The organism is Kribbella sp. NPDC049584, assembly GCF_040675555.1.
In the GTDB taxonomy this organism is placed as follows: domain Bacteria; phylum Actinomycetota; class Actinomycetes; order Propionibacteriales; family Kribbellaceae; genus Kribbella.
The window spans coordinates 209,320-232,843 of the sequence record NZ_JBFAPF010000003.1; the positions used below are offsets into that span (position 1 = coordinate 209,320).

Genomic DNA, 23,524 nt, shown 5'->3' on the forward strand with positions numbered 1-23,524 from the left:
CGTTCCCGGTCTAATAGGACCGTGACCAACAGCCCCCGTAGCAGCCCCCGTAGCCCGCGGTACGGCCGGCCCGACGAAGACGCCGGGGAGCGGCTCGACCGGCAATGGAACGAACTGCTCCAGGAACTCCGGCTGGCCCAGACCGGCACGCAGATCCTGTTCGCGTTCCTGCTCAGCATCGCGTTCCAGACCCGTTTCCAGGACGCGGACAGCTTCACCCACGACGTGTACGCCGTCACGCTGATCGCGTCCGCACTGGCCGTCGGCCTGTTCCTCGCACCGGTGTCGTTCCACCGGATCATCTACCGCCAGAAGCTCCGCGACCGCATGCTCCCGATCGCCAATCGGATGACGATCGGCGGCATGCTCCTGCTGATCGTCGCCATCGCCGGCGGTGTCCTGCTCGCCGCGGACGTCGTACTCTCCCGCCCGGTCGCGATCATCGTCGTCGCCGTCGTCCTGCTCCTGTTCGCCCTCTTCTGGTACGTCGTCCCCGCCTGGGTCCGGCGTGCTAACGCAGACGAGGAATGACTTCGGTCGCAACCTGTTCCAGGACGTCCTCGGAGCCGCCGTACACGCCTTCCGCGCGCGGCCAGTGGGTGATGAGGTCGGTGAAGCCGAGGGCGGCTGCGCGGGCGGTGATCTCCTCGAAGGCCGTGGGGCTCGAGAGTGCGTACTGCGCGTTGTCCATCGACAGGTAGCGGTCGAGGTGGCGACCGTCCAGCGCGTCATCGAGGCGATGGCTGAGGTCGGCGAGGGAGGCGAACCAGGTGTCGAGGCTCGTCTTGTCGCCACCGGTCGTCATCCAGCCGTCGCCGCGTTCGGCGGCGAAGCGGACCGAGCGCGGGCCGTTTCCGGCCAGGATGAGCGGGACTCTCGGTTGCTGGACGCAGCCGGGCAGCGTGCGGCCGTTGCGGGTCTCGTAGTACTCGCCCTTGAAGTCGACGCGATCGGTTGTCAGCAGGGTGTCCAGCAGCGTCACGAACTCCTCGTACCGGTCCTGCCGCTGCCGCGGGGTGAGGTCCGGGCCGCCCTGGATGGTCGCATCCAGGCTGCCGCCGGCCCCGATCCCGCACAGGAAGCGGCCGCCGGAGACGTCGTCGATGGCGAGGATGTCGCGGGTCAACGCCAACGGGTGCCGGAAGTTCGGCGACGTGACGAACGTGCCGAGCTTGATCCTCGAGGTGACCGTCGCGGCCGCCGTCAGGGTCGGCGTGGTCCCGAACCACGGTGAGTCCTGCAGACCGCTCCAGGTCAGGTGGTCATAGGTCCACGCATGGTCGAACCCGTACTCTTCCGCCTGCCGCCACCGCCGTGCGGCGTCCTGCCAGCGGTACTCCGGCAGGATCGCAATCCCGAAACGCATGACCGCCACACTAAGGCGTCGGGAACGTCGCCAGAGAACTGGTGCCGATGCTGCCCAGCCAGACCTTGCCGTCACGTTCGCGGACGCCGGTCGGCATGTGGAACCCCGGGTGCTGCGCGCGCAGGTCGTGCACCAGCTCGCCGTCCTCGTCGTACGCCTGGATCTCGATGATGTCGGCGGCCTTCGGCTTCAGGGCGTCCGGGAGCGCCCAGACGATCTTGCGGAAAACCGGCGACTTGGGCAGCAGGAAGTCGAGTACGGCGTTGCGCGGCGAACCGACCGCGACCCAGATCAGCCCGTCCGACCCCCGCGCGATGTTGTCCGGCAGCCCCGGGATCGACGCGATCTGCACCGGCTCGGCGCCCTCGGTCGTCAGGTCCAGCTTGTACAGCCCGTACGTCGCCGTCTCGGCCCAGAAGAGCGTACGGCGATCGTGGCTGAGCGCCACGCCGTTCGGGAACGCGCGTCCGGTCGCCAGCCGGGTGACCTCGCCGTCCGGCGTACGGCGGTAGATGCTGCCGGTGGTGGAGTGTTCGAGCAGGTCGGCCATCCACTCGTCGATGCCGAACCGGGTCGACGAGTCGGTGAAGTAGATCGTGCCGTCCTCGGTGACGTCGGCGTTGTTGCAGAACCGCATCGGACGGCCGTCTATCTCGGACAGCAGCGTCGCGATCCGGTTGTTCTTGTCGAGGGTCAGCAGGCCGCGGTTCGCGTCGCAGATCAACACCTTGCCGTCGGGCAGCCACTCCAGGCCGAGCGGCCGGCCGCCGGTGTCGGCGAGCGTGCTGATGGTCTTGCCGTCCGCGCTGACGCGCAGGATGCGGCCGTCGTACAGGCCGGTGAGGACGCTGCCGTCGTCGTCGATCAGCGTGTCCTCGGGACCCGCGCCGGGCAGCGCGACCACGTCCACGTCGACGTTCTTCGGGTGCCGCACCGGCGGAGCGGGCGGCGGGGTCCAGCGAACGGGCGCGATCGACGTCATGCCGCAGACCCTAGCGCGCTGCGCCGGTGCACTCACACTGCGCCACCCAACGCCACCCAACGCGACCCAACGCCGCCCAACGCCGCCCAACGCCGCAGCCCGGACCGACCAGGTCGATCCGGGCTGGGCGCGGTGCTCGCGGTGCTCGAGGTACAGCTCAGAAGATGACTTCGCCGCGGGCGCGGCGGGCGCGGAGCTTCTCGAGCGCTTCGTCGAGGATCTCCTGGGCCTCCTGCTCGGAGCGGCGCTCCTTCACATAGGCCAGGTGCGTCTTGTACGGCTCGATCTTCGGCGGCGGGGGCGGGTTGTTCACATCGGTGCTGGTCGGAAGACCGCACCGCGGACAGTCCCACTCCTCCGGGATCGACGCCTCGACCGCGAACCAGGTCGCGGTCTCGTGCCCGTTCGCACAGAAGAACACGATGCGCTGCCGGGGCGCGGTGTCGCCGCGCTCCGCCTCGCCCATCGGCCCGGCACCGACCCGGCTGCCACGAATCGCACTGCCTCCACCAGCCACGGGAACCGACCCCTCAGCCGAGCTTGTAGAGCAGGCCGACCGCGACGATGCTGGCGAACCAGATCAGACCGACACCGATCGTGATCCGGTCCAGGTTCCGCTCCGCGACCGACGAGCCGCCCAGGCTGGACGACACACCGCCACCGAACAGGTCCGAGAGGCCGCCACCGCGGCCTTTGTGCAGCAGTACGAGCAGCGTCAGGAACAGGCTGCAGACGATCACGACGATCGAGAAAGCGAGAATCACGAGGAGTAGCCTAACTGAAGGTCCAGGTAACGGCAGATGCCGGCGAACTCGTCCACCTGAAGGCTCGCGCCTCCGACCAGGCAGCCGTCGACATCCGGTTGGGCCATGATGCCACCTGCACTGGCCATCTTCACCGATCCACCGTAAAGAATCCGTACCGAGTCGGCGACCGAGGGTGAGATCGTCTCCTCCAGCCGGCCACGGATCGCGGCGATGACCTCCTGCGCGTCCTCCGGGGTCGCCACCTCGCCGGTGCCGATCGCCCAGACCGGCTCGTAGGCGATGACGAGCTTGCGGACGTCGTCCGCCTTGATCCCGGCGAGCGCGGCGTCGATCTGCTCCACGCAGTGCGCCACGTGGCCGTCGGCCTGGCGGACCTCCAGGCCCTCGCCGACGCACACGATCGGGATCAGTCCGGACTCGAGCGCCTTCGCGGTCTTGGCGTTGACCACCTCGTTGGTCTCGTGGTGGTACTGCCGGCGCTCGGAGTGGCCGGTCAGCACGTACGTGCAGCCGAGCTTGGAGAGCATCGACGCGGCGATCTCGCCGGTGTACGCGCCGGGGTCGTGCGTGGACACGTCCTGGGCGCCGTACTTGATCTTCATCCGGTCACCGTCGACCAGCGTCTGCACGCTGCGGAGGTCGGTGAACGGCGGCAGCACGGCCACCTCGACCCGCTCGAAGTCGTGCTTCTTGTCCTGCAGCGTCCACGACAGCTTCTGCAGCAGGTGCACGGCCTCGACGTGGTTGAGGTTCATCTTCCAGTTGCCCGCCATGAGTGGCGTACGGGCAGCGTCTGCCATGGTTGCTCAGTCCTCTTCCAGTACGGCGAGACCCGGGAGCTCCTTGCCCTCCAGGTATTCGAGCGAGGCGCCACCGCCGGTGGAGATGTGCCCGAACGCGTCGTCCGCGAAGCCTAGCTGCCGTACGGCGGCCGCGGAGTCACCGCCACCGACGACACTCAGCCCGTCCACCTCGGTCAACGCCTGCGCGACGGCCTTGGTTCCGCCGGCGAACGCGGCCATCTCGAAGACACCCATCGGGCCGTTCCAGAACACGGTCTTCGCGCCGGCGATCTCGGCCGCGAACGCCTTGCCGGAGTCCGGACCGATGTCGAGGCCGAGCTGGTCGGCCGGGATCGCGTCGGCCGCGACGACGGTGGCCGGCGAGTCACCCTTGAACTCGGGCGCGACCACGATGTCGGTCGGCAGCACGATCTTGTCGCCGGCGTCCTTCAGGTACCCGCGGACGACGTCCAGCTGGTCTTCCTCGAGCAGGCTCTTGCCGACCTCGTGGCCCTGTGCCTTCAGGAACGTGAAGACCATGCCGCCGCCGATCAGCAGCCTGTCGGCCTTGGCCAGCAGGTTGTCGATCACCGCGAGCTTGTCCGACACCTTCGCGCCGCCGAGCACGACGACATACGGACGGGCGGGGTCCTCGGTCAGCTTCTTCAGCACCTCGACCTCGGCGAGCACCAGGCCGCCGGCCGCGTGCGGGAGCTTGCGGGCCACGTCGTACACGCTGGCCTGCTTGCGGTGCACGACGCCGAAGCCGTCGCTGACGAAGACGTCGGCCAGCGCCGCGAGCTCATCGGCCAGCGCGCCGCGCTCGGCCTCGTCCTTGCTCTCCTCGCGCGGGTCGTACCGCACGTTCTCGAGCAGCAGGACCTCGCCCTCGTCGAGCTCCTGGACCGCCTCCTGGGCGCTCTCGCCGGTGACGTCGGTCGCGAAGTGCACGGTGATGCCCTCGGGCTGCAGCAGCTCGCCGAGCCGCTTGGCCACCGGCGCCAGCGTGTACGCCGGGTTCGGCTCGCCCTTCGGACGGCCGAGGTGCGCGGTGACGATCACCTTCGCGCCGGCCTTGGCGAGCTTGATCAGGGTCGGCAGCGAGGCCCGGATGCGGCCGTCGTCGCCGATCACCTCGTCCTTGATCGGCACGTTCAGGTCGGACCGGACCAGTACCCGCTGGCCCGCCAGGTCGCCGAGATCTTCGATGGTCTTCACAGTTCAGCTTTCTCGGGTGAACGAGCTTGCGCCCGAAGAAGCACCAGGGCTCTCCGGACGCAAGCGGGGGAACATCAGAGCTGTCTCAGCTGGGTCAGAGCGAGGCCCCGACGTGCTTCACCAGGTCGACGAGGCGGTTGGAGTAGCCCCACTCGTTGTCGTACCAGCCGACGACCTTGACCTGGTTGCCGATCACCTTGGTCAGACCGGCGTCGAAGATGCAGGAGGCCGGGTCGGTGACGATGTCGGTGGAGACGATCTCGTCCTCGGTGTAGGTCAGGTAGCCCTTCAGCGAGCCCTCGGCCGCGGCGGCCTTGTAGGCCTCCTTGACCTCGTCGACGGTGACCTCACGGCCGACGGTGACGGTCAGGTCGGTGGCCGAGCCGGTCGGCACCGGCACGCGCAGCGCGTAGCCGTCCAGCTTGCCCTTGAGCTCCGGCAGCACCAGGCCGATCGCCTTCGCGGCGCCGGTCGAGGTCGGCACGATGTTCAGCGCGGCGGCGCGGGCGCGACGCAGGTCCTTGTGCGGGCCGTCCTGCAGGTTCTGGTCCTGGGTGTACGCGTGGATCGTGGTCATCAGACCCTTCTCGATCGTGAACGCGTCGTTGAGGACCTTGGCCAGCGGGGCGATGCAGTTCGTGGTGCAGGACGCGTTCGAGATCACGGTGTGCTTCTCGGCGTCGTACAGCTCGTGGTTCACGCCCATCACCACGGTCAGGTCCTCGTTCTTCGCCGGGGCGGAGATGATGACCTTCTTGGCGCCGTTGTCGGCGTGGGTCTTCGCCTTGGTGGCGTCGGTGAAGAAGCCGGTCGACTCGATCACCACGTCGGCGCCGACGTCGGACCACTTCAGGTTGGCCGGGTCGCGCTCGGCGAACGCCTTGAAGCTCTTGCCGCCGACGGTGATGTCGTCGTCGGTCGCGGAGACCTCGCCCGGGAAGCGGCCCAGGATCGAGTCGTACTTCAGCAGGTGAGCGAGGGTCTGATTGTCGGTCAAGTCGTTGACGGCGACGACCTCGATGTCGGCACCGGACGCCTGCACGGCGCGGAAGAAGTTACGGCCGATCCGGCCGAAGCCGTTGATACCTACGCGTACGGTCACGGGACTGCGTCTCCTCAGATCTGGCGTTCGAGCACTGCCCTACAGTCCGAACACTAGCCCAACAGCCCACCTGGCCAACTGGTAGCGTCCACATCAGACCACCATGACCCGCGGGTAGCCGTCCGAGCAGACCACCCGGACGCACAACTGCCCCGGAAACCTCCCGGGGCAGCCGGTTGAATACCAGTTGACCAGCTGGTGACCTCAATACCCGAGCGCAGCACCCGTCGCGCGCGCCGGCGAGGCACCGCCGGTCTGTTCCTTCGCACCGTCCGCGCTCGCTGCCGGCGCCGCGCTCCCGGCCGGTGCGTGCCCGGTGTTCAGCAGCTTCGCGGCCAACGCCGCATCACCGGGCGCCCCGATGCCGAGCGCGCCTTTGACCGCATCCAGCCGACCGGGCTGGTCGGCCTGGAACCCGTCATCCGGCCAGCTCGCGACGACCGGCTCCGGATCGGCGACCATCTTGTTCTGTTGCTCTTGCTGCTTGCGGTACTCCTCCAGAGCCCGCTGCCGTTCCATCTCCTTGATGGCGTTCTCGGTCCGGACGCGCTCCAACTCGTCGCGCGCCCTTGCCTCGTCCTCTGCCGTACCCATCGGTCTCCGATCGTCGTGGTGCGACGATGCAACCAGACGTGTGGGAGCCGGATGAGCCGTTTCAGATAACGATCCGGTCAGGCCGGGTCGAGCATTTCCGGCGTCAGGTTGGCCTCGGTGTTGGGGATGCCGAGGTCGGCGGCGCGCTTGTCGGCCATGGCGAGCAGGCGGCGGATGCGGCCGGCGACCGCGTCCTTGGTGAGAGCCGGCTCGTGCAGCTGGCCGAGCTCCTCGAGGCTCGCCTGCTTGTGCTCCAGGCGCAGCTTGCCCGCGATCTGCAGGTGATCGGGTACGTCGTCGCCGAGGATCTCCAGCGCCCGCTCGACCCGCGCTCCGGCCGCGACCGCAGCCCGGGCGGAGCGACGCAGGTTCGCGTCGTCGAAGTTCGCCAGCCGGTTCGCCGTCGCGCGGACCTCGCGCCGCATCCGACGCTCCTCCCACGCCAGCACCGACTCGTGCGCACCCAGCCGGGTCAGCAGGGCACCGATCGCGTCACCGTCGCGGATCACGACGCGGTCGACGTTCCGCACCTCGCGGGCCTTCGAGCCGATGCCGAGCCGCCGCGCCGCACCGACCAGAGCCAGCGCCGCCTCCGGACCGGGGCACGTCACCTCGAGCGACGACGACCGGCCGGGCTCGGTCAGCGAGCCATGCGCGAGGAACGCACCCCGCCAAGCCGCGACGGCATCACACGAAGCGCCGGACACGACTGCCGGCGGAAGACCCCGCACCGGCCGGCCACGGTTGTCCACCAGCCCGGTCTGCCGCGCGAGCGCGTCGCCGTCGCGGACCACCCGGACGACGTACTTCGTCTGCTTGCGGATGCCGGACGGGGAAATGACCACGACGTCCGACGGGTGACCGAAGATCTCCGCGATGTCCTTGCGCAGCCGCCGGGCCGCGGCGCCGCTGTCGAGCTCGGCCTCCACGACGATCCGTCCGGACACCAGGTGCAGCCCGCCCGCGAACCGCAGGATCGACGAGACCTCGGCCTTGCGGCAACACGGTTTCGTCACCTGAATACTGGTCAGCTCGGACTTCACCTGTGCTGTCATCGCCATGAAGGCCATCCTCCCACCCATGTCAAAGACCCTTGGACCACCAACGGCCCCGAGCCGTTGCGGTTACGGGCATCCGGGGCGCTGCAACCTTCCGGCACCGTGATCGCGTTACCCCGGCGACAGTGTGAGAGGAGGCGCATGAAGGCATCGGATGAAGCCGAGTTCACCGATTTCGCGGCCGCCATGATCCGGCGGCTGCGGCGTACGGCGTACCTGATGTGCGGCGACTGGCACCGCGCCGAGGACGCCGCGCAGGACGCCCTGGTCAAGGTGTACCGCCGCTGGAACCGGATCGACCGCACGCACGGCATCAACAGCTACGCCCACCAGTGCTTGGTCACGTCGGTCTTCGACCAGTCCCGCAAGCCGTGGCGGCGCGAGCGGTTCGTCGACGCGGACGACCTGGACCGGATCCTGCCCGACGCGGCCGGCGCCGTCGACGACCGGATGCTCGTCGTCGAGGCCCTGGCCGCGCTGCCGCCGAGCCAACGCGCGTGCGTCGTACTGCGTCACTACGGCGATCTCAGCATCGAACAGACCGCCGCCGTCCTCGGGATCGGCGTCGGCGGCGTGAAGAGCCAGACCTCCCGGGCCCTCACCCGCCTCCGCGAACTTCTCGACCAGACCGAAAGGAGCGCCCCGTGAACAACGAGATCGAACACCTGCTGGCGACCGCCGCCGACGACACCGACCGGCCGCTGAACACCGACATCGACGACCTGCTGATCCGGGCCCGGCGTTCGGTCCGCCGTACCAGGATTGCGACCGCCTCCACCGCGGTCCTCACGACGGCGGCGATCATCGGCGGCATCGCCACCTGGTCCGCGACCCGCGACGAGAGCGCCGGCCCGGCCGGTACGCCGGGTCAGACCATCACGATCGACGTCAAGACCGGCCGCATCATCGACAACGAGACCGGCAAGACGGTCGTACCGGCACCGCCCGTCAGCCCGCTGTCCGATGCCGAGGTGCTTGGTCGCTGCTCGCAGTACGACCTGGCCTACCGACGTCTCGCCCAGAGCGGGCGCAAGACCGCCGACAAGGCCGGTCCGATCAACGCACGGTGGAAGGTCGTCGTGAAGAGCGGCGATCAGTCCGTGCTGAACGCCCTGCTCCTGTCACCGGACGAGTCGATCGTTGCGACGTGCACCATGAGCTCGCCGACCAAGCCGGACAGCATGGCGCGCTCCGCCACAGCGGATGTCGCTGCAAGGAGTCAATACCGGGCACCGCTGTCCGGGCAGGATGGGTTCCGGATCCCGGTGCCCGGGGTGGCGCGGGTGCTGCTGGACGTCGCCGGAGAAAGCAACCCGCGTGAGGCCCTCGTCGGTACCGACGGATTCGTCACCCTCGGCCGTCCCGCCAAGGAGCACACGCTGATCACGCTGGATCGGATCCGCGGCTACGACGCCACCGGCAAGAAGGTGTACGACGAGACGCCCAAGCCGTTCGCTGCCCCGGCCCGGACCGTCGATCCGGCGGTGACCGTCAAGACCGCGCAAGCGATCACGCCGGTGGTCGTGCTCACCAAGGAGCCCGGGACCGGGAGGCCGCTCATCGCCGCGCCGCCCGTCAGTCCGCTCACCGACGAACAGGTCACCACTCGATGCGAAGGCGTCGACGAGATCTACTTCAAGGATCTCGACAAGGGCGGCGTGAACACCGACGACGCAGTGATCAAGGCCGCCGGACCCATCTCGCGGGCGTGGCAGGTGGCGCTCAAGACCGGCACCGGGGACAAGCTGACGGCCTTGCTGATCTCGCCGGACAAGCGCGTGTTCGCGTGGTGCCACATGCTGACGCCGACGGCCAAGGGTGCGTACGACTACACCCGCGGCGCGGTCCAGGCCGACGGGAAGTTCGCGAAGTCGCCCGACTTCGCGATGGTGCCCGACGGGGTCGCGCAGATCGTCGTCGACCTGCCGACGGGCCCGACGCGGGCACTGATGTCGAACGGCTTCTTCATCTGGGGCCTGACCGGCGGGAACTCCGACGTCAAGAGTGTCCAGGTGCGTGGGTACGACGCCCAGGGCAAGCAGATCTACAACCAGCCGATGGACCTGGACGTCGACTTCGACTAGCTGAAGATCTCGCGGTAGACCTTCGCCAGCTTGTCCGGGGCGTGGTGCAGCTCCTGATCGTCGTCGGCGATATCGGCGATCACCAGCTCGGCCCCGAGGGATTCCGCCGTACGGCGGAGTGACTCGGGGTCGGGCACGTGGCCGGTGTCGGCGAGGACGACGTCGATCCGCAGGTCCGGGGCGTGGGCGGCCAGCACCTCGAGGTGAGTCTCGGGTGAGAAGCCGTCGGTCTCCCCCTTCTGCTCTCCCAGGTTGAGCGTGAGAAGGCGGCGGGCACTGGTCAGCTCGAGACCGCGGCAGAGCTCGGGGACCAGCAGATTCGGGATGACGGACGTGAACCACGAGCCCGGGCCGACCACGACCCAGTCGGCCTCCGCGATGGCGACGAGTGCCTCCGGACACGCGGGCGGGTCGGCCGGGTCGAGCGCGACGTCGACCACGTGTCCGTCAGTCGTCGCCACCTCGGCCTGACCGCGGATCTCGGTGATCGCCTCGGGATGGGCCGGATCGAGCCCGAGCACCCGCGCGGTGATATCCAGCGGGACCGAGGACATCGGCAGGACCCGCCCTTGGGCACCGAGCAGTCGCGCGACCCAGTCGAGTCCGTCGACAGCCTCGCCGAGCAGCTCCCACAACGCAACGATCAGCAGGTTGCCGACGGCATGGTCGTGCAGCTCACCGTTGCTGCGGAAGCGATGCTGCAGTACGTCGGCCCACGTGCGCCCCCACTCGTCGTCGCGGCACAACGCGGCCAGCGCCATCCGCAGATCACCCGGAGGCAGTACGCCGAGCTCCTGGCGCAACCGCCCGGACGAGCCGCCGTTGTCGGCGACCGTGACGACCGCGGTCAGCTGGTCGGTGACGTGACGAAGCGCGGAGAGAGAGGCAGCCAAGCCGTGTCCCCCACCTAGTGCTACGACCTTTGGGGACCTCGTCACTCACGCCCCAGATCACGATGTACCACCAACGTCGGTGAGCCCTTCTCGCGCAGCCTGCGGGCGATCTCCTCGGCCATCGCGACGCTGCGGTGCTTTCCCCCGGTGCAGCCGATCGCGACGGTGACGAAGCGCTTGCCCTCGTTCAGGTAGCCGCTCCGCAAGGTGTCCAGCACGTCCACATAGTTCTGCAGGAACTGCTGGGCCAGCGGATGGCCGAGCACGAAGTCTGACACAGGCTTGTCCTGCCCGGTCATCGGGCGCAGGTCCGGCTGCCAGTACGGGTTCGGGATGAAGCGCATGTCCGCGACCACGTCGGCGTCGACCGGGATGCCGTACTTGAACCCGAACGACACCACGGTCGCGCGCAGCTCGGCGTTCTCCTCGTCGCCGAACGCGTTCACGATCTTCGCGGCGAGCTGGTGGATGTTGAGGCTCGACGTGTCGATGACCAGATCCGCGCCGGCCCGGATGTCGCCGAGCAGCTCGCGCTCGCGCTGGATGCCGTCGAGCAGCCGGCCCTCGCCCTGCAAGGGATGCGGCCGCCGGACACTCTCCTGCCGGCGCACGATCACATCGTCGGACGCCTCCAGGAACAGCGTCAGCGGGCGGTAGCCCTTCAGCCGCAAGTCGTGGATGGCCGAGCTCAGCTCCTCGAAGAACAGGCCGGTCCGGACGTCGACCACGACCGCGAGCCGCGGTGCCGCACCGGTGCCGATGACCTGCTCGACGAGCGTGGTGAGGAACATCGGCGGCAGGTTGTCCACGACGAACCAGCCGAGGTCCTCCAGTACGTCGGCGACGGAGCTTCGTCCCGCGCCGGACATGCCGGACACGATGATGAGGTTGCCGCCCGTGTCGTCCATCAGTTCTCAGTTCTCCCTGGGTCCCCGTCAGCCACGTCCGTCGACTGCAGTCCGGCCGGCGCCGGCACGTCGTCGCCCAGTATCTCGCCCGTGGCCGTGTTGACCGACGGTGCCCGGCCGGTTTCCGCCTTCGTTGCGGCAGCGTTCACCGCAAGTACGACGGACTCGGCCAGCCGGGGCCCGAATCCGGGGAGATTCGCCACTTCGTCGACGGTGGCCTGACGCAACTTCTTCAGCGAGCCGAAATGGCGAAGCAGCGTCTTGCGCCGCACCTCGCCCAGACCGGGGACGTCGTCGAGCGTGCTCTCGACCATCGACTTCGATCGCCGGCTGCGGTGGTGCGTGATCGCGAACCGGTGCGCCTCGTCCCGCAGTCGCTGCAGGAGGTACAGGCCTTCCGACGTACGGGAGAAGATGACCGGATCCTCCTCGTCGGGGAGCCAGACCTCCTCCAGCCGCTTGGCGAGACCGCAGACCGGGATGTCGCCGAGCCCCAGCTCGTCCATCGCCTGGCGGGCCGCGGCAACCTGAGGCGGACCACCGTCGACCACGACGAGCCCTGGCGCATAGGAGAACTTCTTCGCCCGCCCGGTCTCGGGATCGATCAGCGCGCCGCTCGGGTCTTCGTCCGCGGTCATCGTGGCGCGCTCGTCGAGGAGGCGCTTGAAGCGGCGGGTCAGGACCTCGGCGATCGAGGCGACGTCGTTCTGGCCGTCGACGCCCTTGATCACGAACCGCCGGTACTCGCTCTTGCGGGGCAGGCCGTCCTCGAAGACGACCATCGAGGCGACCACCTCGGTGCCTTGCAGGTTCGACACGTCGTAGCACTCCAGCCGCAGCGGCGCCTCGGGCAGGTCGAGCCCGGCCTGGATCTCCTCGAGCGCCTGGTTGCGGGTGGTCAGATCGCTGGCCCGCTTGGTCTTGTGCATGGTCAGCGTCTGCAGCGCGTTCCGCTCGACGGTCTCCATCAGCGCCTTCTTGTCGCCGCGCTGCGGGACCCGGATCGACACCCGCGCACCGCGGATCCCCTCCAGCCACTCGGTCAGCGCGTCGGCGTCCTCCGGCATCGTCGGGACCAGGATCTCGCGCGGGATCGCATCGACCGAGTCGTCGGCGTACATCTGCTGGATGAAGCGCGAGACGAGGTCGCCGGCGGTTGCCGTGCCGTCGGCCTTGTCGGCGATCCAGCCGCGCTCACCGCGGATCCGGCCGCCGCGGACATAGAAGATCTGCACGGCGACCTCGAGCGGGTCCTCGCTCAGCGCGATCACATCGGTGTCGGTGCCGTCGCCGAGAACCACTGCGTTCTTGGCCAGCGCCTTCTCCAGCGCCGCTAGGTCGTCGCGGATCTTCGCGGCCCGCTCGTACTCCAGCTCGGCCGCCGCGGCTTTCATCTCCTTCTCCAGCCGGCGCACGTACGTCGCGGTCTGGCCGGACAGGAACGCGGCGAAGTCGTCGACGATCTGGCGGTGCTCCTCCTGGCTCACCTGTCCGGTGCAGGGCGCGGCACACTTGCCGATGTACCCGAGCAGGCAGGGCCGGCCGATCTGGCGGTGCCGGTTGAAGACGCCCTTGCTGCACGAGCGCATCGGGAACACCCGCAGCAGCAGGTCGACGGTCTCGCGGATGGCCCAGGCGTGGCTGTACGGACCGAAGTACTTCACGCCCTTCTTCTTCTGACCCCGGCCGACCATCACCCGCGGGTAGTCCTCGTTGAGGGTGATGGCGAGCCACGGGTACGACTTGTCGTCGCGGTACTTCACGTTGAAGCGCGGGTCGTACTCCTTGATCCAGGAGTACTCCAGCTGCAGCGATTCGACCTCGCTGGCGACCACGGTCCACTCGACCTTCGAGGCCGTCGTCACCATCGCCTGCGTCCGCGGGTGCAGGTTCACCAGATCCTGGAAGTACGACGACAACCGGGCCCGCAGGTTCTTCGCCTTGCCGACGTAGATGACCCGCCCGGCGGAGTCGCTGAAACGGTAGACGCCGGGTGAGTCGGGGATCGATCCCGGAGCGGGACGGTACGAGGACGGATCAGCCACCCAACCACCCTAGTTCGGGTCGCCGACAATCCGGAATTCCGGCAAAGTCTCCACTGCTGGTTCAATGACAGACTTGAAGGTATGACGATCGACGAACTGGATCGGATGATCCGCGCGTACGACGGTGTCCGGGTGCTCGAGGCCCAGGACGACCTCTTCTACCTCTACGACCCGGCCGCCGACCTCCCGCCGGAGCGACAGCAGCCGTTCGCCACCATTGTCACCGGCGACCACTACGAGAAGGTGTCCCGGCTGGACGAGCCCGGCGCCTGGCGGCTGAACCTCGGCCTCACCAAGGCGACGTACACCTCGCTCTTCGGTCCGGTGCCGACCGAGCGGGACGCGGACTGGGTGCTCGACTCGGGGCATGACTACACCGCACGCAACACGCTGATGCCGCACCCGTTCTACGCCGCTCAGTACTGGGTTGCCGTGGTGAGTCCGGTCGAGGCGGCGCCGCTCGTCCCGTTGGTGCAGGAGGCGTACGAGTTCGCGGCTCGTAAGTACGCCAACCATCAATCCCGCCAAACCCAGTGAACTTTGCAGTCGTGTTGCGGCTTGGCCCATAAGCCCGGTTTGACCCCCGGTTGGGATGAGCGACGTCTCTAGCGTGTGACCCAGGGTAGATGTGCAGGACCTTTGCGTGAGGCAACAAGGCCTTGCGCTGACTCGAGGGAGTTCCGCCCATGTCCCCATCCCTGAGCAGGCCGCGCGTCCCACTGCGTCGTTTCTTCGCGACACTCGCGGCGTCAGCGCTCGCGGTGACCGGCATCGTCGCGTCGGCGGCCGACAGCAACGCGTCCGGACAGGCGCCGGTGACCGTCCGCGGCGCCGGCAGTTCGAACGCGATCCCCGGCAGCTACATCGTCGTCCTCAGCGGTCAGCGGTCGCAGGCGCAGACCCGGGTCACCACGCAGAGCCTGGCGACGAGCTACGACGTCGAGGTCAAGGACCAGTACGACGCCTCGATCAAGGGCTTCTCCGCGAATATGAGTGCGGACCAGGCGAAGAAGCTCGCCGGTGATTCGCGGGTCGCGTTCGTGCAGCAGAACCAGAAGATCACCGTCAGCCAGGACGACCCGCCGTGGGGCCTGGACAGGGTCGACCAGCGCGACCTGCCGCTGGACAAGAAGTACGAGGCCTCGACCACCGCCGACAACGTGAACGTCTACGTGATCGACACCGGAATCTACGCCAAGCACAAGGACTTCGGTGACCGCGCGTCGGTCGGCACCGACACCGTCGGCGACGGCCAGAACGGCGTCGACTGCATGGGCCACGGCAGCCATGTGGCAGGCACGATCGCGGGTACGACGTACGGCCTGGCCAAGGGCGCGAAGGTGATCGCGGTCCGCGTTCTGGACTGCAAGGGATCCGGCTCGACCGAGTCCGTGGTGGCCGGGATCGACTGGGTGACCAAGAACGCCAAGAAGCCCGCGGTCGCGAACATGAGCCTGGGCGGTGGCGCGGACGATGCGCTGGACGCGGCGGTCAAGGCCTCGGTCGGCGCCGGCATCACCTATGCCGTTGCCGCTGGCAACGACAGCGCGGACGCCTGCCTGAGCTCGCCGGCCCGGGAGCCTTCGGCGATCACCGTCGGCGCGACCGACGACCAGGACAAGCGCGCGTCGTTCTCGAACTTCGGCAAGTGCGTCGACCTGTTCGCGCCGGGGGTCGACATCACCTCGGTCGGCATCACCGACCCGGACGCGACCGCGAAGATGAGCGGTACGTCGATGGCGACGCCACACGTGACCGGCGGGATCGCGCTCTACCTGGCCGGTCACCCGGACGCCACACCGGCCGACGTCGCGACGGCGCTGGTCGGCAACTCGACGCCGGACAAGGTCGGCGACCCGGGCGACGCCTCGCCGAACAAGCTGCTGTACGTCGGGAAGGCCGACCCGTCCTGACCTGACGCAAAGGGCCCGGCCGGTCGGCCGGGCCCTTTCGCAGGTCAGGCGGACTGAACGATGTTGATGCCCTCGACGGCGACGTTCACCGCGGGCAGCGGCGACTGCGCCGGACCGCTGGCCACGCTGCCGTCGGTGATCTTGAAGTGGCTGTTGTGGAACGGGCAGACGATCTGTCCGTCTTCGACCGAGCCGACGATGTTGCCCTGGTGCGTGCAGACCGCGGAGAAGCCCTTGTACTGACCCGCGGTCGGCTGGGTCACCACGACCTTGGCGTCGGTGAACACCTTCCCGCCGCCGACCGGTACGTCGGACACCGGGCCGAGGACCGTCCCGCCGCCGGCCGGGGCGCTCGACGACGGTGCACTCGACGACGCGCTAGGGGTGCTCGCCGTGGGCGCGGAACTCGAGCCGGTGGCCGACGGCGTCGAGGCGCCACCGCCGGAGGCGTTGTCGCTGCCGCCGCAGGCCGCGAGGATCGGGGCGCTGGCACCCACCAGCGCGGCCATGGCCGCGCAGCGGAGCACCGTCCTCCGGTCGCGCCGACCGTCCGCCGCTGCGCTGGGCACGGCCTCGGTCTGCTGCGGGGTGGCTGGTGCCATCGTGTCATCGCTCATGAATCTGGACCTCCAGGAGCCTGCTGGTCGAAGTAGTTGAACGCTATACACCGGTTCAAACGACCGGGTGACCTGAACGGTTCAACGGCTTCAGGATTGAACCGCAGTTTGAAGGTTTGCTGTGAGCCGGCTGCGAATCTGCTGTCCGCGACCCCCCGCGAGGGCTCGCGTCGACCGGGTGCCTGACAGACTTTGGGCGTGGGGAAGGCCATGGGATGACAGGAACGACGAACGACTCGACCGTCCTGCGGGCGATCGCGGACCTCGCACCGATGTGGATGCCGGGCTGTGTCGTCGACACCGCCGAGCGCACGGTGGAGGTCGGCTGGGGCCGCGGTGCGCTGCAGATGTCCGCGGTCGTCGGGCTGGGCGAGATCATCGATCGATGCAACCAGGTCCCGCAGCACCGCTGGGCCGAGCAGATCGAGGCGTGGCTCCGCGCCGTCGTCGCCGAGGGTGAGCTGGCCACCGAGGAGCACCGGTTCGGCGACGTCGCGGAGCGGCAGCGGGCGTTGCTGGTTCAACGCGGGTGGTCCGCCCGCACGGCCGGCCCGGTGGCCGACGCGCTGATCCCGTTCGGGGACCATTTCGAGGTCGTGGTGTTCATCCGCACCGGTACCGCGCTGCGACGGCTGACCGTCGTACGGCGATCGATGCTCGGCCTCGGCGATCCGGCCGTGCCGTCACCGGTGCAGCTCACGCTGGAGCAGATCTCCGACCTGCGGCCGGTCGAGCACGACGGGTTCTCGGTGCTCAGCCGGGACGACGACCCGCTCGTGTCGATGGCGGTCGTCGATCGCGAGAATCTGCTGCCGCAGGCGTCTCTCGGCCTGGGCGTGCTGCTCGGCGTACCGCGGTTGAGCACGGTCGCCTTCTGTGCCGCGGATGCCGGGCAGGAGGCGGCGGACGGGCTGGCGAGGTTCGTCGCGGACACCTATCGCGACGCGCCTGACCAGTGCAGTCCGGACGTGTTCTGGCTGCAGGGCGACCGGATGGTCCAGGTGCCGGTCACGTTGGCGGAGCCGCCGACAGTCATGCTGCCGGCGGCGCTCCTGCCGTCACCGCGCCGTACCTGGGTCCGGCACCTCGTCCAGCAGCTGTTCCGCCGCTGACGAAAGGGCTGGTCAGCCGGCGACGCGTTTCCGGGTCGCCGTCTTCTTCGCCGGCGCGGTCTTCTTCACCGTTTTCTTAGCGACAGCCTTCTTCGCCACCGTCTTCTTCGCGACGGCCTTCTTCGCCGGCGCCGCCGGGGCTGCCTTCGCGGCCTGCTGCCTCGCGCTCGGCTTCGCCGCCCGACCCTCGAGGATCTCGGCCAGGAACTGCCCGGTGTACGACGCCGGGTTCGCCGCGACCTCCTCCGGGGTACCTTCCGCGACCAGCGTGCCGCCGCGGCGGCCGCCGTCCGGACCGAGGTCGATCAGCCAGTCGGCCGTCTTGATCACGTCGAGGTTGTGCTCGATGACCAGCACCGAGTTGCCCTTGTCCACCAGACCGCTCAGCACGCCCAGCAGCTTGCGGATGTCCTCGAAGTGCAGTCCGGTCGTCGGCTCGTCGAGCACGTACACCGTCCGGCCGGTCGAACGCCGCTGCAGCTCCGACGCGAGCTTCACCCGCTGCGCCTCACCGCCGGACAGCGTCGGCGCCGGCTGACCGAGTCGCACATACCCGAGGCCGACCTCGACGAGTGTCTTCAGGTGCCGTGAGATCGCCGGGATCGCCGCGAAGAACTCCGACGCCTCCTCGATCGGCATGTCCAGCACGTCCGCGACCGTCTTGCCCTTGTAGTGCACCTCGAGCGTCTCACGGTTGTACCGCGCGCCGTGGCACACCTCGCACGGGACATACACGTCCGGGAGGAAGTTCATCTCGATCTTCAGCGTGCCGTCACCCGAGCAGGCCTCGCACCGGCCGCCCTTGACGTTGAACGAGAACCGACCCTGCTGGTACCCGCGGACCTTCGCCTCCGGCGTCTCCGCGAACAGCTTGCGGATGTGGTCCCACACTCCGGTGTAGGTGGCCGGGTTGGACCGCGGGGTCCGCCCGATCGGCGACTGGTCGACGTGGATGACCTTGTCGACCAGCTCCATCCCGGAGATCTTCGTGTGCCGGCCAGGCACCGCGCGGGCACCGTAGATCTGCCGCGCCAGCGACGTGTACAGGATGTCGTTGACCAGCGTCGACTTGCCCGACCCCGACACACCCGTGACCGCGACGAACACCCCGAGCGGGATCGTGACGTCGATGTCCTTCAGGTTGTTCTGCCGGGCGCCGTACACCGTCAGCTCGCGGCCCTCGGTCAGCGGCCGCCGGACGGCGGGGATCGGGATCTCCCGGCGACCGGAGACGTACTGACCGGTGATCGAGTCCGGGTGGTTGCGCAGGTCCTCGACCGTGCCGGAGACGACGACCTGGCCGCCGTGCTCACCGGCGCCGGGGCCGATGTCGACGACCCAGTCGGCGTGGTCGATGGTGTCCTCGTCGTGCTCGACGACGATCAGCGTGTTGCCGAGCTCCTTGAGCCGGACGAGCGTCTCGATCAGCCGCCGGTTGTCCCGCTGGTGCAGACCGATCGACGGCTCGTCGAGCACATACAGCACGCCGACCAGACCCGAACCGATCTGGGTCGCGAGCCGGATCCGCTGCGCCTCACCGCCGGACAGCGAACCCGCCGGCCGGCTCAGCGCGAGGTAGTCCAGGCCGACGTCGAGCAGGAACCGCAGCCGCTCGCCGATCTCCTTGACCACCCGCTCCGCGATCTGCTTCTCCCGCGGGCTCAGCTCCATCTGCAGGAGGAAGTCGTGCACCTCGTCGATCGACATCGCGCTGATCTCCGCGATGTTCTTCCCGCCGAGCGTGACCGCCAGCGAGATCGGCTTCAGCCGCGCGCCGTTGCAGGCCAGGCACGGCACCTCGCGCATGTACTCCTCGAAGCGCTCCCGGCCGGTGTCGCTGGACGCCTCCGTGTGCCGGCGCTCGACATACGGGATCACGCCTTCGAAGCTGGTGTAGTACGACCGCTCGCGGCCGTAGCGGTTCTGGTACGAGACGTGGACCTGCTTGTCGTGGCCGGTGAGCAGCGCCTTCTTCGCCTTCGCCGGCAGCTCGCCGAACGGCGTGCTGGTCTTGAACTTCAGGTCCTTGGCCAGCGCGTCGAGCAGGCGCTCGAAGTACTGCGAGACGTTCTGCCCGGCCCACGGCTGGATCGCGCCCTCGTCGAGAGACTTGGACGGATCCGGCACCAGCAGCTCCGGGTCGACCTCCATCCGGGTGCCGAGCCCGGTGCAGACCGGGCAGGCGCCGTACGGCGAGTTGAACGAGAACGACCGCGGCTCGAGCTCGTCGATGGCCAGCGGGTGATCGTTCGGACAGGCGAGCTTCTCGGAGAAGCGACGCTCGCGGTGCGGGTCGTCTTCCGGGAGGTCGACGAAGTCGAGCACGACCAGACCGCTGGCCAGCCCGAGCGCGGTCTCCACCGAGTCGGTGAGTCGCTGCTTGGCCGAACCCTTCACCGCGAGCCGGTCGACGATCACGTCGATGTTGTGCTTCTTCTGCTTGTCGAGCTTCGGCGGATCGGTCAGCTGGATCGTCTCACCGTCCACGCGGGCCCGGGAGAAGCCTTGACCGGTCAGCTGCCGGAACAGGTCGAGATACTCCCCCTTGCGGCCGCGGACGACCGGGGCGAGCACCTGGAACCGGGTGCCCTCGTCCAGCTCGAGCACCCGGTCGACGATCTGCTGCGGCGTCTGCCGCGCGATCGGCTCGCCACACTCCGGGCAGTGCGGCCGCCCGGCCCGGGCGAACAGTAGCCGGAGGTAGTCGTAGACCTCGGTGATCGTGCCGACGGTCGACCGCGGGTTGCGCGAGGTGGACTTCTGGTCGATCGAGACGGCCGGCGACAGCCCCTCGATGAAGTCGACGTCCGGTTTGTCCATCTGCCCCAGGAACTGGCGGGCATACGCCGAGAGGGACTCGACGTAGCGCCGCTGGCCCTCGGCGAAGATCGTGTCGAAGGCCAGGCTGGACTTGCCGGACCCGGACAGTCCGGTGAAGACGATCATGGCGTCCCGCGGCAGGTCGACCGAGACGTCCTTCAGGTTGTGCTCACGCGCTCCGCGCACGATCAGACGGTCAGACACAAGCTCACTCTCAGCCGTTCTCGAGGGTATCCGGGGCATGCCCCGTCATGCTAACGAGGCCCACCGACAAAAACTTCCGCCGCCGGACGCACTGCTTTCTCCGCGGGGTGCTTCGAAAGTATATTCGATCGCCGAGGGTGGTCTGCGCAGCCGGCGCGATCAGTGCGAGGATCGGCGGTGTCGCACAGGATCACCCGACATCCAGGGAGAGGCGCATGCCGGAGTACCACGGGAACGTCAAGGTCGGCGGACCGGCCCAGACACACGAGCTGGCGCAGTTGATGATCACCAAGGTCGCCGTCGGGCCGATGGACAACAACGCCTACCTGCTGCGGTGCCGTCAGACCGACGAGCAGGTCCTGATCGACGCCGCGAACGACGCGGACACGCTGCTCCAGCTGATCGGTGACGGCGGCCTCGCGCGGGTCGTGACCACGCACCGCCACCAGGACCACTGGGAAGCGCTGGCCGAGGTCGTCGCGCGAACCGGCGCCACCACCGTCGCCGGGCGGTACGACTCCGAGGGCATCCCGGTCCCGACCGACCAGCTCGTCGACGACGGCGACCACATCGCCGTCGGCCAGTGCAGCCTGCGGGTGATCCACCTCGTCGGCCACACCCCCGGCTCGATCGCCCTGGTGTACGACGACCCGGACGGCGCCCCGCACCTGTTCACCGGCGACTCACTGTTCCCGGGCGGCGTGGGCAACACCCAGGGCGACGCCGAGCGCTTCACCTCGCTGATCAACGACGTCGAGACCAAGCTGTTCAACGAGCTCCCCGACGAGACCTGGGTCTACCCCGGCCACGGCTCCGACACCACCCTCGGCACCGAGCGCCCGCACCTCGCCGTGTGGCGTGAGCGCGGCTGGTGACCGGATTCGCCGACTACGAGCCGGGGGTCGCCCGGCAGACCGTCGACGTACAGGTGCGTCCAGGAGAACTGCGTGACCTGGACGCGTGTGCCGAGCTGATCGTGTCGCGGACCCACGGGTCCGCGGCCGAGCGGCGCGAGCGCCTCGTGGCCGACCTCGCCGACCCGGACAAATACATCGCCGTCGCGGTCGTGGGCGACGAGGTCGTCGGGTACGGCGGAGTGATCCGCCACGAACTCAAACCCGACGACCCGCCGACGACCGCTCCCACGGGGTTCTACCTGATCGGCCTGATCGTCTCCCCCGCCTGGCGACGCCACGGCATCGGCGAGCTCCTGACCCGCGACCGCCTGCGCTGGACCGCGGAACGCGCCGACGCCGTCTACTACTTCGCCAACCAGGCGAACGCCGCGATCCTCGACCTCAACAAGAGGTTCGGGTTCACCGAGGTCACCCGCGACTTCATCTTCCCGGGAGCCCCGCTGAAACCCGGCACCTGCGTCCTCCTGCGGGTCGGCCTCAACGGTCGGTGAGCTCGGCGGGGTACGCGATCACGTCGACCAGGGCGTTGTTCCGGATCGCGGTGATCTCCGTACGGCGGGCGATCGCGTCCTCGAACAGCTGCCGCTGCAGCGACTGAGCGTCCCGGAGCGGTACGCCGTCCACCGCCAGCACCAGATCTCCTTGACGCAGGCCTGCGGCGGCGGCCGGGCTCGCCGGGATCACCTCGACGACCCGGAGCGCCGTCCGCTGGTCGAACCGTTCGGCAAGTGACGGGCGGAGCGGTGCAGGCGTCGTGACGAGGCCGAGGTACGCGCGGCGTACGCGGCTGTCGTGCAGGAGCGAGTAGATGATCCGGCGGGTCGTGGGGTTGATCGGGACGGCAAGGCCGAGGCCGATCCCGGCGACCGCGGTGTTGATGCCGATCACGCGACCGTTGCCGTCGGCCAGCGCTCCCCCGGAGTTGCCCGGGTTCAGCGCGGCGTCGGTCTGGATGACGTCCTCGATGATCCGCTGCGCCGAACCGCTCCGCACCGGCAGCGATCGGCCGAGCGCGCTCACCACACCGGCGGTCACGCTCCCGGCCAGGCCGAGTGGGTTACCCACGGCAACCACCAGGTTCCCGACCTTCAGGTGATCCGCGTCGCCGTACTCCGGCGGATCGGGGATGTCGCGGTCGGCCCGCAGCACGGCGAGATCGGACAGTCGATCGACTCCGACGACGCGGGCCTGTGCCGTCGTCCCGTCGGCGAACTCCGCGGACGCCTCGGATCCGTCGCCGACCACGTGCGCGTTCGTGAGCAGGTGACCGTCGCCGGTCAGCACCACCCCGGAGCCGGATGAGTCGCCGCGCCGACTGTGGATCCGCAGGCTCGCGACCCGCGGGATCAGGTGTTCGGCCACCCCCGAGACCACCCGGGAGTAGGCATCCAGTACGTCGTCCCCAGCAATCTCGTCAGTCATCGTCACGCCTCCTGAATTACAGGATTACACCGCAAGCAAACTCGGGCCAGCAGGTGAAGCCCGCCACAATCCTGACCGATCGGTTGAAAACTGGCCGATCGGTCAGTCAAGATGCTGACATGGCAGTCACCACCCCCGCCCGGGAGCGGACCAGGCACGAGATCGTCCGGCAGGCGATGAACCTGTTCCAGGCCGGTGGGTACAACGCGACGTCACTCCAGGACATCGCGACCGCGGCCGGCTGCTCGAAGGCGACGGTGCTGTACCACTTCAGCGGCAAGCCGGCCGTCCTCGCAGCCGTCCTCGAGCCCGCCGCGGCCGACGTCGCCGAGCTGGTCAAGGCCGCGGCCCAGCTGCCCCGCGCCGAGGCGCAGGAGCTGGCGATCCAGCGCTTCATCGATCTCGCCGTCGAGCACCGTGGGGTGGTCGACGTGCTCCAGGACATCCTGGCGGTGATCGAGCAGATGCCCGAGTTCGGGCAGCTGGTCGCCGACGGCATGCGACTGACCGACTACATGGCCGGGTCCGACGACCCGCTCGAACGGGACCTCGCCAAGTTCGCCATCAACGGACTGCTCGGCGAGTGCCGGCATTCCGGGGAACGCACCGACGACGACCTCCGAAGACTCTGCGACATCGCCCTGCGGAGACTCCTCCGCCGCGCCTGAGCCCTGCCCCCGCCCTCCGCCGTCGCGCGGACGATCACCTCTGCCCGTACGC

The 23,524-nt window shown here is 68.8% G+C and carries 24 protein-coding genes; 9 read left to right on the plus strand and 15 right to left on the minus strand.

The window, feature by feature from the left end:
* Positions 1–21: 21 nt before the first annotated feature.
* Positions 22–531 carry a DUF6328 family protein gene (locus AB0J62_RS12775; protein WP_363868406.1) on the plus strand — a complete coding sequence of 170 codons (510 nt, stop codon included), beginning with the start codon at positions 22–24 and terminating at the stop codon, positions 529–531.
* Here AB0J62_RS12775 and AB0J62_RS12780 read toward each other — a convergent pair.
* The 9 genes from AB0J62_RS12780 to whiA form a co-directional block, all read right to left on the minus strand.
* Positions 512–1,366: an LLM class flavin-dependent oxidoreductase gene (locus AB0J62_RS12780; protein ID WP_363868409.1), complete on the minus strand. Its 855-nt coding sequence runs from the start codon at positions 1,364–1,366 to the stop codon at positions 512–514. The two genes, AB0J62_RS12775 and AB0J62_RS12780, sit on opposite strands and share 20 nt — an antisense overlap.
* A gap of 10 nt (positions 1,367–1,376) precedes the next feature.
* Complete coding sequence (locus AB0J62_RS12785; RefSeq protein ID WP_363868412.1) at positions 1,377–2,348, minus strand: SMP-30/gluconolactonase/LRE family protein; 972 nt, start codon at positions 2,346–2,348, stop codon at positions 1,377–1,379.
* A gap of 157 nt (positions 2,349–2,505) precedes the next feature.
* Positions 2,506–2,865, minus strand: a complete 360-nt coding sequence (locus tag AB0J62_RS12790; protein WP_130385522.1) for an RNA polymerase-binding protein RbpA — start codon at positions 2,863–2,865, stop codon at positions 2,506–2,508.
* Between the two features lie 13 nt (positions 2,866–2,878).
* Positions 2,879–3,112 carry a preprotein translocase subunit SecG gene (gene secG / locus AB0J62_RS12795; protein ID WP_130448352.1) on the minus strand — a complete coding sequence of 78 codons (234 nt, stop codon included), beginning with the start codon at positions 3,110–3,112 and terminating at the stop codon, positions 2,879–2,881.
* The gene (gene tpiA, locus AB0J62_RS12800) at positions 3,109–3,915 is read right to left on the minus strand and encodes a triose-phosphate isomerase (RefSeq protein WP_363868417.1); all 807 of its coding nucleotides are present in this window, start codon (positions 3,913–3,915) and stop codon (positions 3,109–3,111) included. The genes secG and tpiA overlap by 4 nt, the downstream gene beginning before the upstream one ends.
* A gap of 6 nt (positions 3,916–3,921) precedes the next feature.
* The gene (locus AB0J62_RS12805) at positions 3,922–5,115 is read right to left on the minus strand and encodes a phosphoglycerate kinase (protein ID WP_363868421.1); all 1,194 of its coding nucleotides are present in this window, start codon (positions 5,113–5,115) and stop codon (positions 3,922–3,924) included.
* 94 nt (positions 5,116–5,209) lie between these two features.
* On the minus strand, positions 5,210–6,217 hold the full coding sequence (gene gap, locus AB0J62_RS12810; protein ID WP_134100766.1) for a type I glyceraldehyde-3-phosphate dehydrogenase: 1,008 nt from the start codon (positions 6,215–6,217) through the stop codon (positions 5,210–5,212).
* A gap of 204 nt (positions 6,218–6,421) precedes the next feature.
* On the minus strand, positions 6,422–6,811 hold the full coding sequence (locus AB0J62_RS12815) for a hypothetical protein (protein WP_363868426.1): 390 nt from the start codon (positions 6,809–6,811) through the stop codon (positions 6,422–6,424).
* Between the two features lie 77 nt (positions 6,812–6,888).
* Complete coding sequence (whiA, locus tag AB0J62_RS12820; RefSeq protein WP_134100772.1) at positions 6,889–7,872, minus strand: DNA-binding protein WhiA; 984 nt, start codon at positions 7,870–7,872, stop codon at positions 6,889–6,891.
* 138 nt (positions 7,873–8,010) lie between these two features.
* Here whiA and AB0J62_RS12825 point away from each other — a divergent pair, with 138 nt between their 5' ends.
* Positions 8,011–8,517, plus strand: coding sequence for a SigE family RNA polymerase sigma factor (locus tag AB0J62_RS12825; RefSeq protein WP_363868430.1), 507 nt, complete (start codon positions 8,011–8,013; stop codon positions 8,515–8,517).
* Positions 8,514–9,953: a hypothetical protein gene (locus AB0J62_RS12830; protein ID WP_363868433.1), complete on the plus strand. Its 1,440-nt coding sequence runs from the start codon at positions 8,514–8,516 to the stop codon at positions 9,951–9,953. The genes AB0J62_RS12825 and AB0J62_RS12830 overlap by 4 nt, the downstream gene beginning before the upstream one ends.
* Here the strand turns inward: AB0J62_RS12830 and yvcK are convergent.
* Genes yvcK through uvrC form a run of 3 tightly spaced genes read right to left on the minus strand, consistent with a single transcriptional unit; the run spans position 9,950 to position 13,799 of the window.
* Complete coding sequence (yvcK, locus tag AB0J62_RS12835) at positions 9,950–10,891, minus strand: uridine diphosphate-N-acetylglucosamine-binding protein YvcK (protein WP_363868436.1); 942 nt, start codon at positions 10,889–10,891, stop codon at positions 9,950–9,952. The genes AB0J62_RS12830 and yvcK overlap by 4 nt on opposite strands.
* Positions 10,888–11,754 (minus strand): RNase adapter RapZ, encoded by an 867-nt coding sequence (rapZ, locus tag AB0J62_RS12840; protein WP_130448361.1) that lies wholly within the window; start codon positions 11,752–11,754, stop codon positions 10,888–10,890. Before rapZ ends, yvcK begins: the two co-directional genes overlap by 4 nt.
* Positions 11,754–13,799 (minus strand): excinuclease ABC subunit UvrC, encoded by a 2,046-nt coding sequence (gene uvrC, locus AB0J62_RS12845; RefSeq protein ID WP_363868441.1) that lies wholly within the window; start codon positions 13,797–13,799, stop codon positions 11,754–11,756. Before uvrC ends, rapZ begins: the two co-directional genes overlap by 1 nt.
* Before the next feature lie 81 nt (positions 13,800–13,880).
* Here uvrC and AB0J62_RS12850 point away from each other — a divergent pair, with 81 nt between their 5' ends.
* Positions 13,881–14,336 (plus strand): DUF6194 family protein, encoded by a 456-nt coding sequence (locus AB0J62_RS12850; protein ID WP_363868444.1) that lies wholly within the window; start codon positions 13,881–13,883, stop codon positions 14,334–14,336.
* Positions 14,337–14,485: 149 nt separating this feature from the next.
* Positions 14,486–15,712, plus strand: coding sequence for a S8 family peptidase (locus AB0J62_RS12855; RefSeq protein WP_363868447.1), 1,227 nt, complete (start codon positions 14,486–14,488; stop codon positions 15,710–15,712).
* Positions 15,713–15,756: 44 nt separating this feature from the next.
* Here AB0J62_RS12855 and AB0J62_RS12860 read toward each other — a convergent pair whose 3' ends face one another.
* Positions 15,757–16,329 carry a Rieske (2Fe-2S) protein gene (locus tag AB0J62_RS12860; protein WP_363868450.1) on the minus strand — a complete coding sequence of 191 codons (573 nt, stop codon included), beginning with the start codon at positions 16,327–16,329 and terminating at the stop codon, positions 15,757–15,759.
* Between the two features lie 215 nt (positions 16,330–16,544).
* Here AB0J62_RS12860 and AB0J62_RS12865 point away from each other — a divergent pair, with 215 nt between their 5' ends.
* Positions 16,545–17,441, plus strand: a complete 897-nt coding sequence (locus AB0J62_RS12865; protein WP_363868453.1) for a hypothetical protein — start codon at positions 16,545–16,547, stop codon at positions 17,439–17,441.
* A 12-nt stretch (positions 17,442–17,453) separates the two neighbouring features.
* On the opposite strand, the gene uvrA is transcribed toward AB0J62_RS12865, so the two are convergent.
* Positions 17,454–20,465 (minus strand): excinuclease ABC subunit UvrA, encoded by a 3,012-nt coding sequence (uvrA, locus tag AB0J62_RS12870; RefSeq protein ID WP_363868456.1) that lies wholly within the window; start codon positions 20,463–20,465, stop codon positions 17,454–17,456.
* Positions 20,466–20,680: 215 nt separating this feature from the next.
* Between uvrA and AB0J62_RS12875 the strand changes: the two genes are divergently transcribed.
* Both AB0J62_RS12875 and AB0J62_RS12880 read left to right on the plus strand, forming a co-directional pair.
* Positions 20,681–21,340 carry an MBL fold metallo-hydrolase gene (locus AB0J62_RS12875; protein WP_363868460.1) on the plus strand — a complete coding sequence of 220 codons (660 nt, stop codon included), beginning with the start codon at positions 20,681–20,683 and terminating at the stop codon, positions 21,338–21,340.
* Positions 21,337–21,873 (plus strand): GNAT family N-acetyltransferase, encoded by a 537-nt coding sequence (locus AB0J62_RS12880; RefSeq protein ID WP_363868463.1) that lies wholly within the window; start codon positions 21,337–21,339, stop codon positions 21,871–21,873. The genes AB0J62_RS12875 and AB0J62_RS12880 overlap by 4 nt, the downstream gene beginning before the upstream one ends.
* Here the strand turns inward: AB0J62_RS12880 and AB0J62_RS12885 are convergent.
* Positions 21,860–22,804 carry a trypsin-like peptidase domain-containing protein gene (locus AB0J62_RS12885; protein WP_363868466.1) on the minus strand — a complete coding sequence of 315 codons (945 nt, stop codon included), beginning with the start codon at positions 22,802–22,804 and terminating at the stop codon, positions 21,860–21,862. The two genes, AB0J62_RS12880 and AB0J62_RS12885, sit on opposite strands and share 14 nt — an antisense overlap.
* 119 nt (positions 22,805–22,923) lie before the next feature.
* Here AB0J62_RS12885 and AB0J62_RS12890 point away from each other — a divergent pair, with 119 nt between their 5' ends.
* A complete protein-coding gene (locus tag AB0J62_RS12890) occupies positions 22,924–23,472 on the plus strand; it encodes a TetR/AcrR family transcriptional regulator (protein WP_134100805.1) in 549 nt (182 codons plus the stop codon).
* Positions 23,473–23,524 lie beyond the last annotated feature (52 nt).

What these genes read in the sequence shown, in the direction of transcription:
- AB0J62_RS12780 (WP_363868409.1), bottom strand. Translation starts at nt 1,366, where the DNA reads ATGCGTTTCGGGATTGCGATCCTGCCGGAGTACCGCTGGCAGGACGCC.
- AB0J62_RS12785 (WP_363868412.1), bottom strand. Translation starts at nt 2,348, where the DNA reads ATGACGTCGATCGCGCCCGTTCGCTGGACCCCGCCGCCCGCTCCGCCG.
- tpiA (WP_363868417.1), bottom strand. Translation starts at nt 3,915, where the DNA reads ATGGCAGACGCTGCCCGTACGCCACTCATGGCGGGCAACTGGAAGATG.
- AB0J62_RS12815 (WP_363868426.1), bottom strand. Translation starts at nt 6,811, where the DNA reads ATGGGTACGGCAGAGGACGAGGCAAGGGCGCGCGACGAGTTGGAGCGC.
- whiA (WP_134100772.1), bottom strand. Translation starts at nt 7,872, where the DNA reads ATGGCGATGACAGCACAGGTGAAGTCCGAGCTGACCAGTATTCAGGTG.
- AB0J62_RS12825 (WP_363868430.1), top strand. Translation starts at nt 8,011, where the DNA reads ATGAAGGCATCGGATGAAGCCGAGTTCACCGATTTCGCGGCCGCCATG.
- rapZ (WP_130448361.1), bottom strand. Translation starts at nt 11,754, where the DNA reads ATGGACGACACGGGCGGCAACCTCATCATCGTGTCCGGCATGTCCGGC.
- AB0J62_RS12850 (WP_363868444.1), top strand. Translation starts at nt 13,881, where the DNA reads ATGACGATCGACGAACTGGATCGGATGATCCGCGCGTACGACGGTGTC.
- AB0J62_RS12855 (WP_363868447.1), top strand. Translation starts at nt 14,486, where the DNA reads ATGTCCCCATCCCTGAGCAGGCCGCGCGTCCCACTGCGTCGTTTCTTC.
- AB0J62_RS12860 (WP_363868450.1), bottom strand. Translation starts at nt 16,329, where the DNA reads ATGAGCGATGACACGATGGCACCAGCCACCCCGCAGCAGACCGAGGCC.
- AB0J62_RS12865 (WP_363868453.1), top strand. Translation starts at nt 16,545, where the DNA reads ATGACAGGAACGACGAACGACTCGACCGTCCTGCGGGCGATCGCGGAC.
- AB0J62_RS12875 (WP_363868460.1), top strand. Translation starts at nt 20,681, where the DNA reads ATGCCGGAGTACCACGGGAACGTCAAGGTCGGCGGACCGGCCCAGACA.
- AB0J62_RS12885 (WP_363868466.1), bottom strand. Translation starts at nt 22,804, where the DNA reads ATGACTGACGAGATTGCTGGGGACGACGTACTGGATGCCTACTCCCGG.
- AB0J62_RS12890 (WP_134100805.1), top strand. Translation starts at nt 22,924, where the DNA reads ATGGCAGTCACCACCCCCGCCCGGGAGCGGACCAGGCACGAGATCGTC.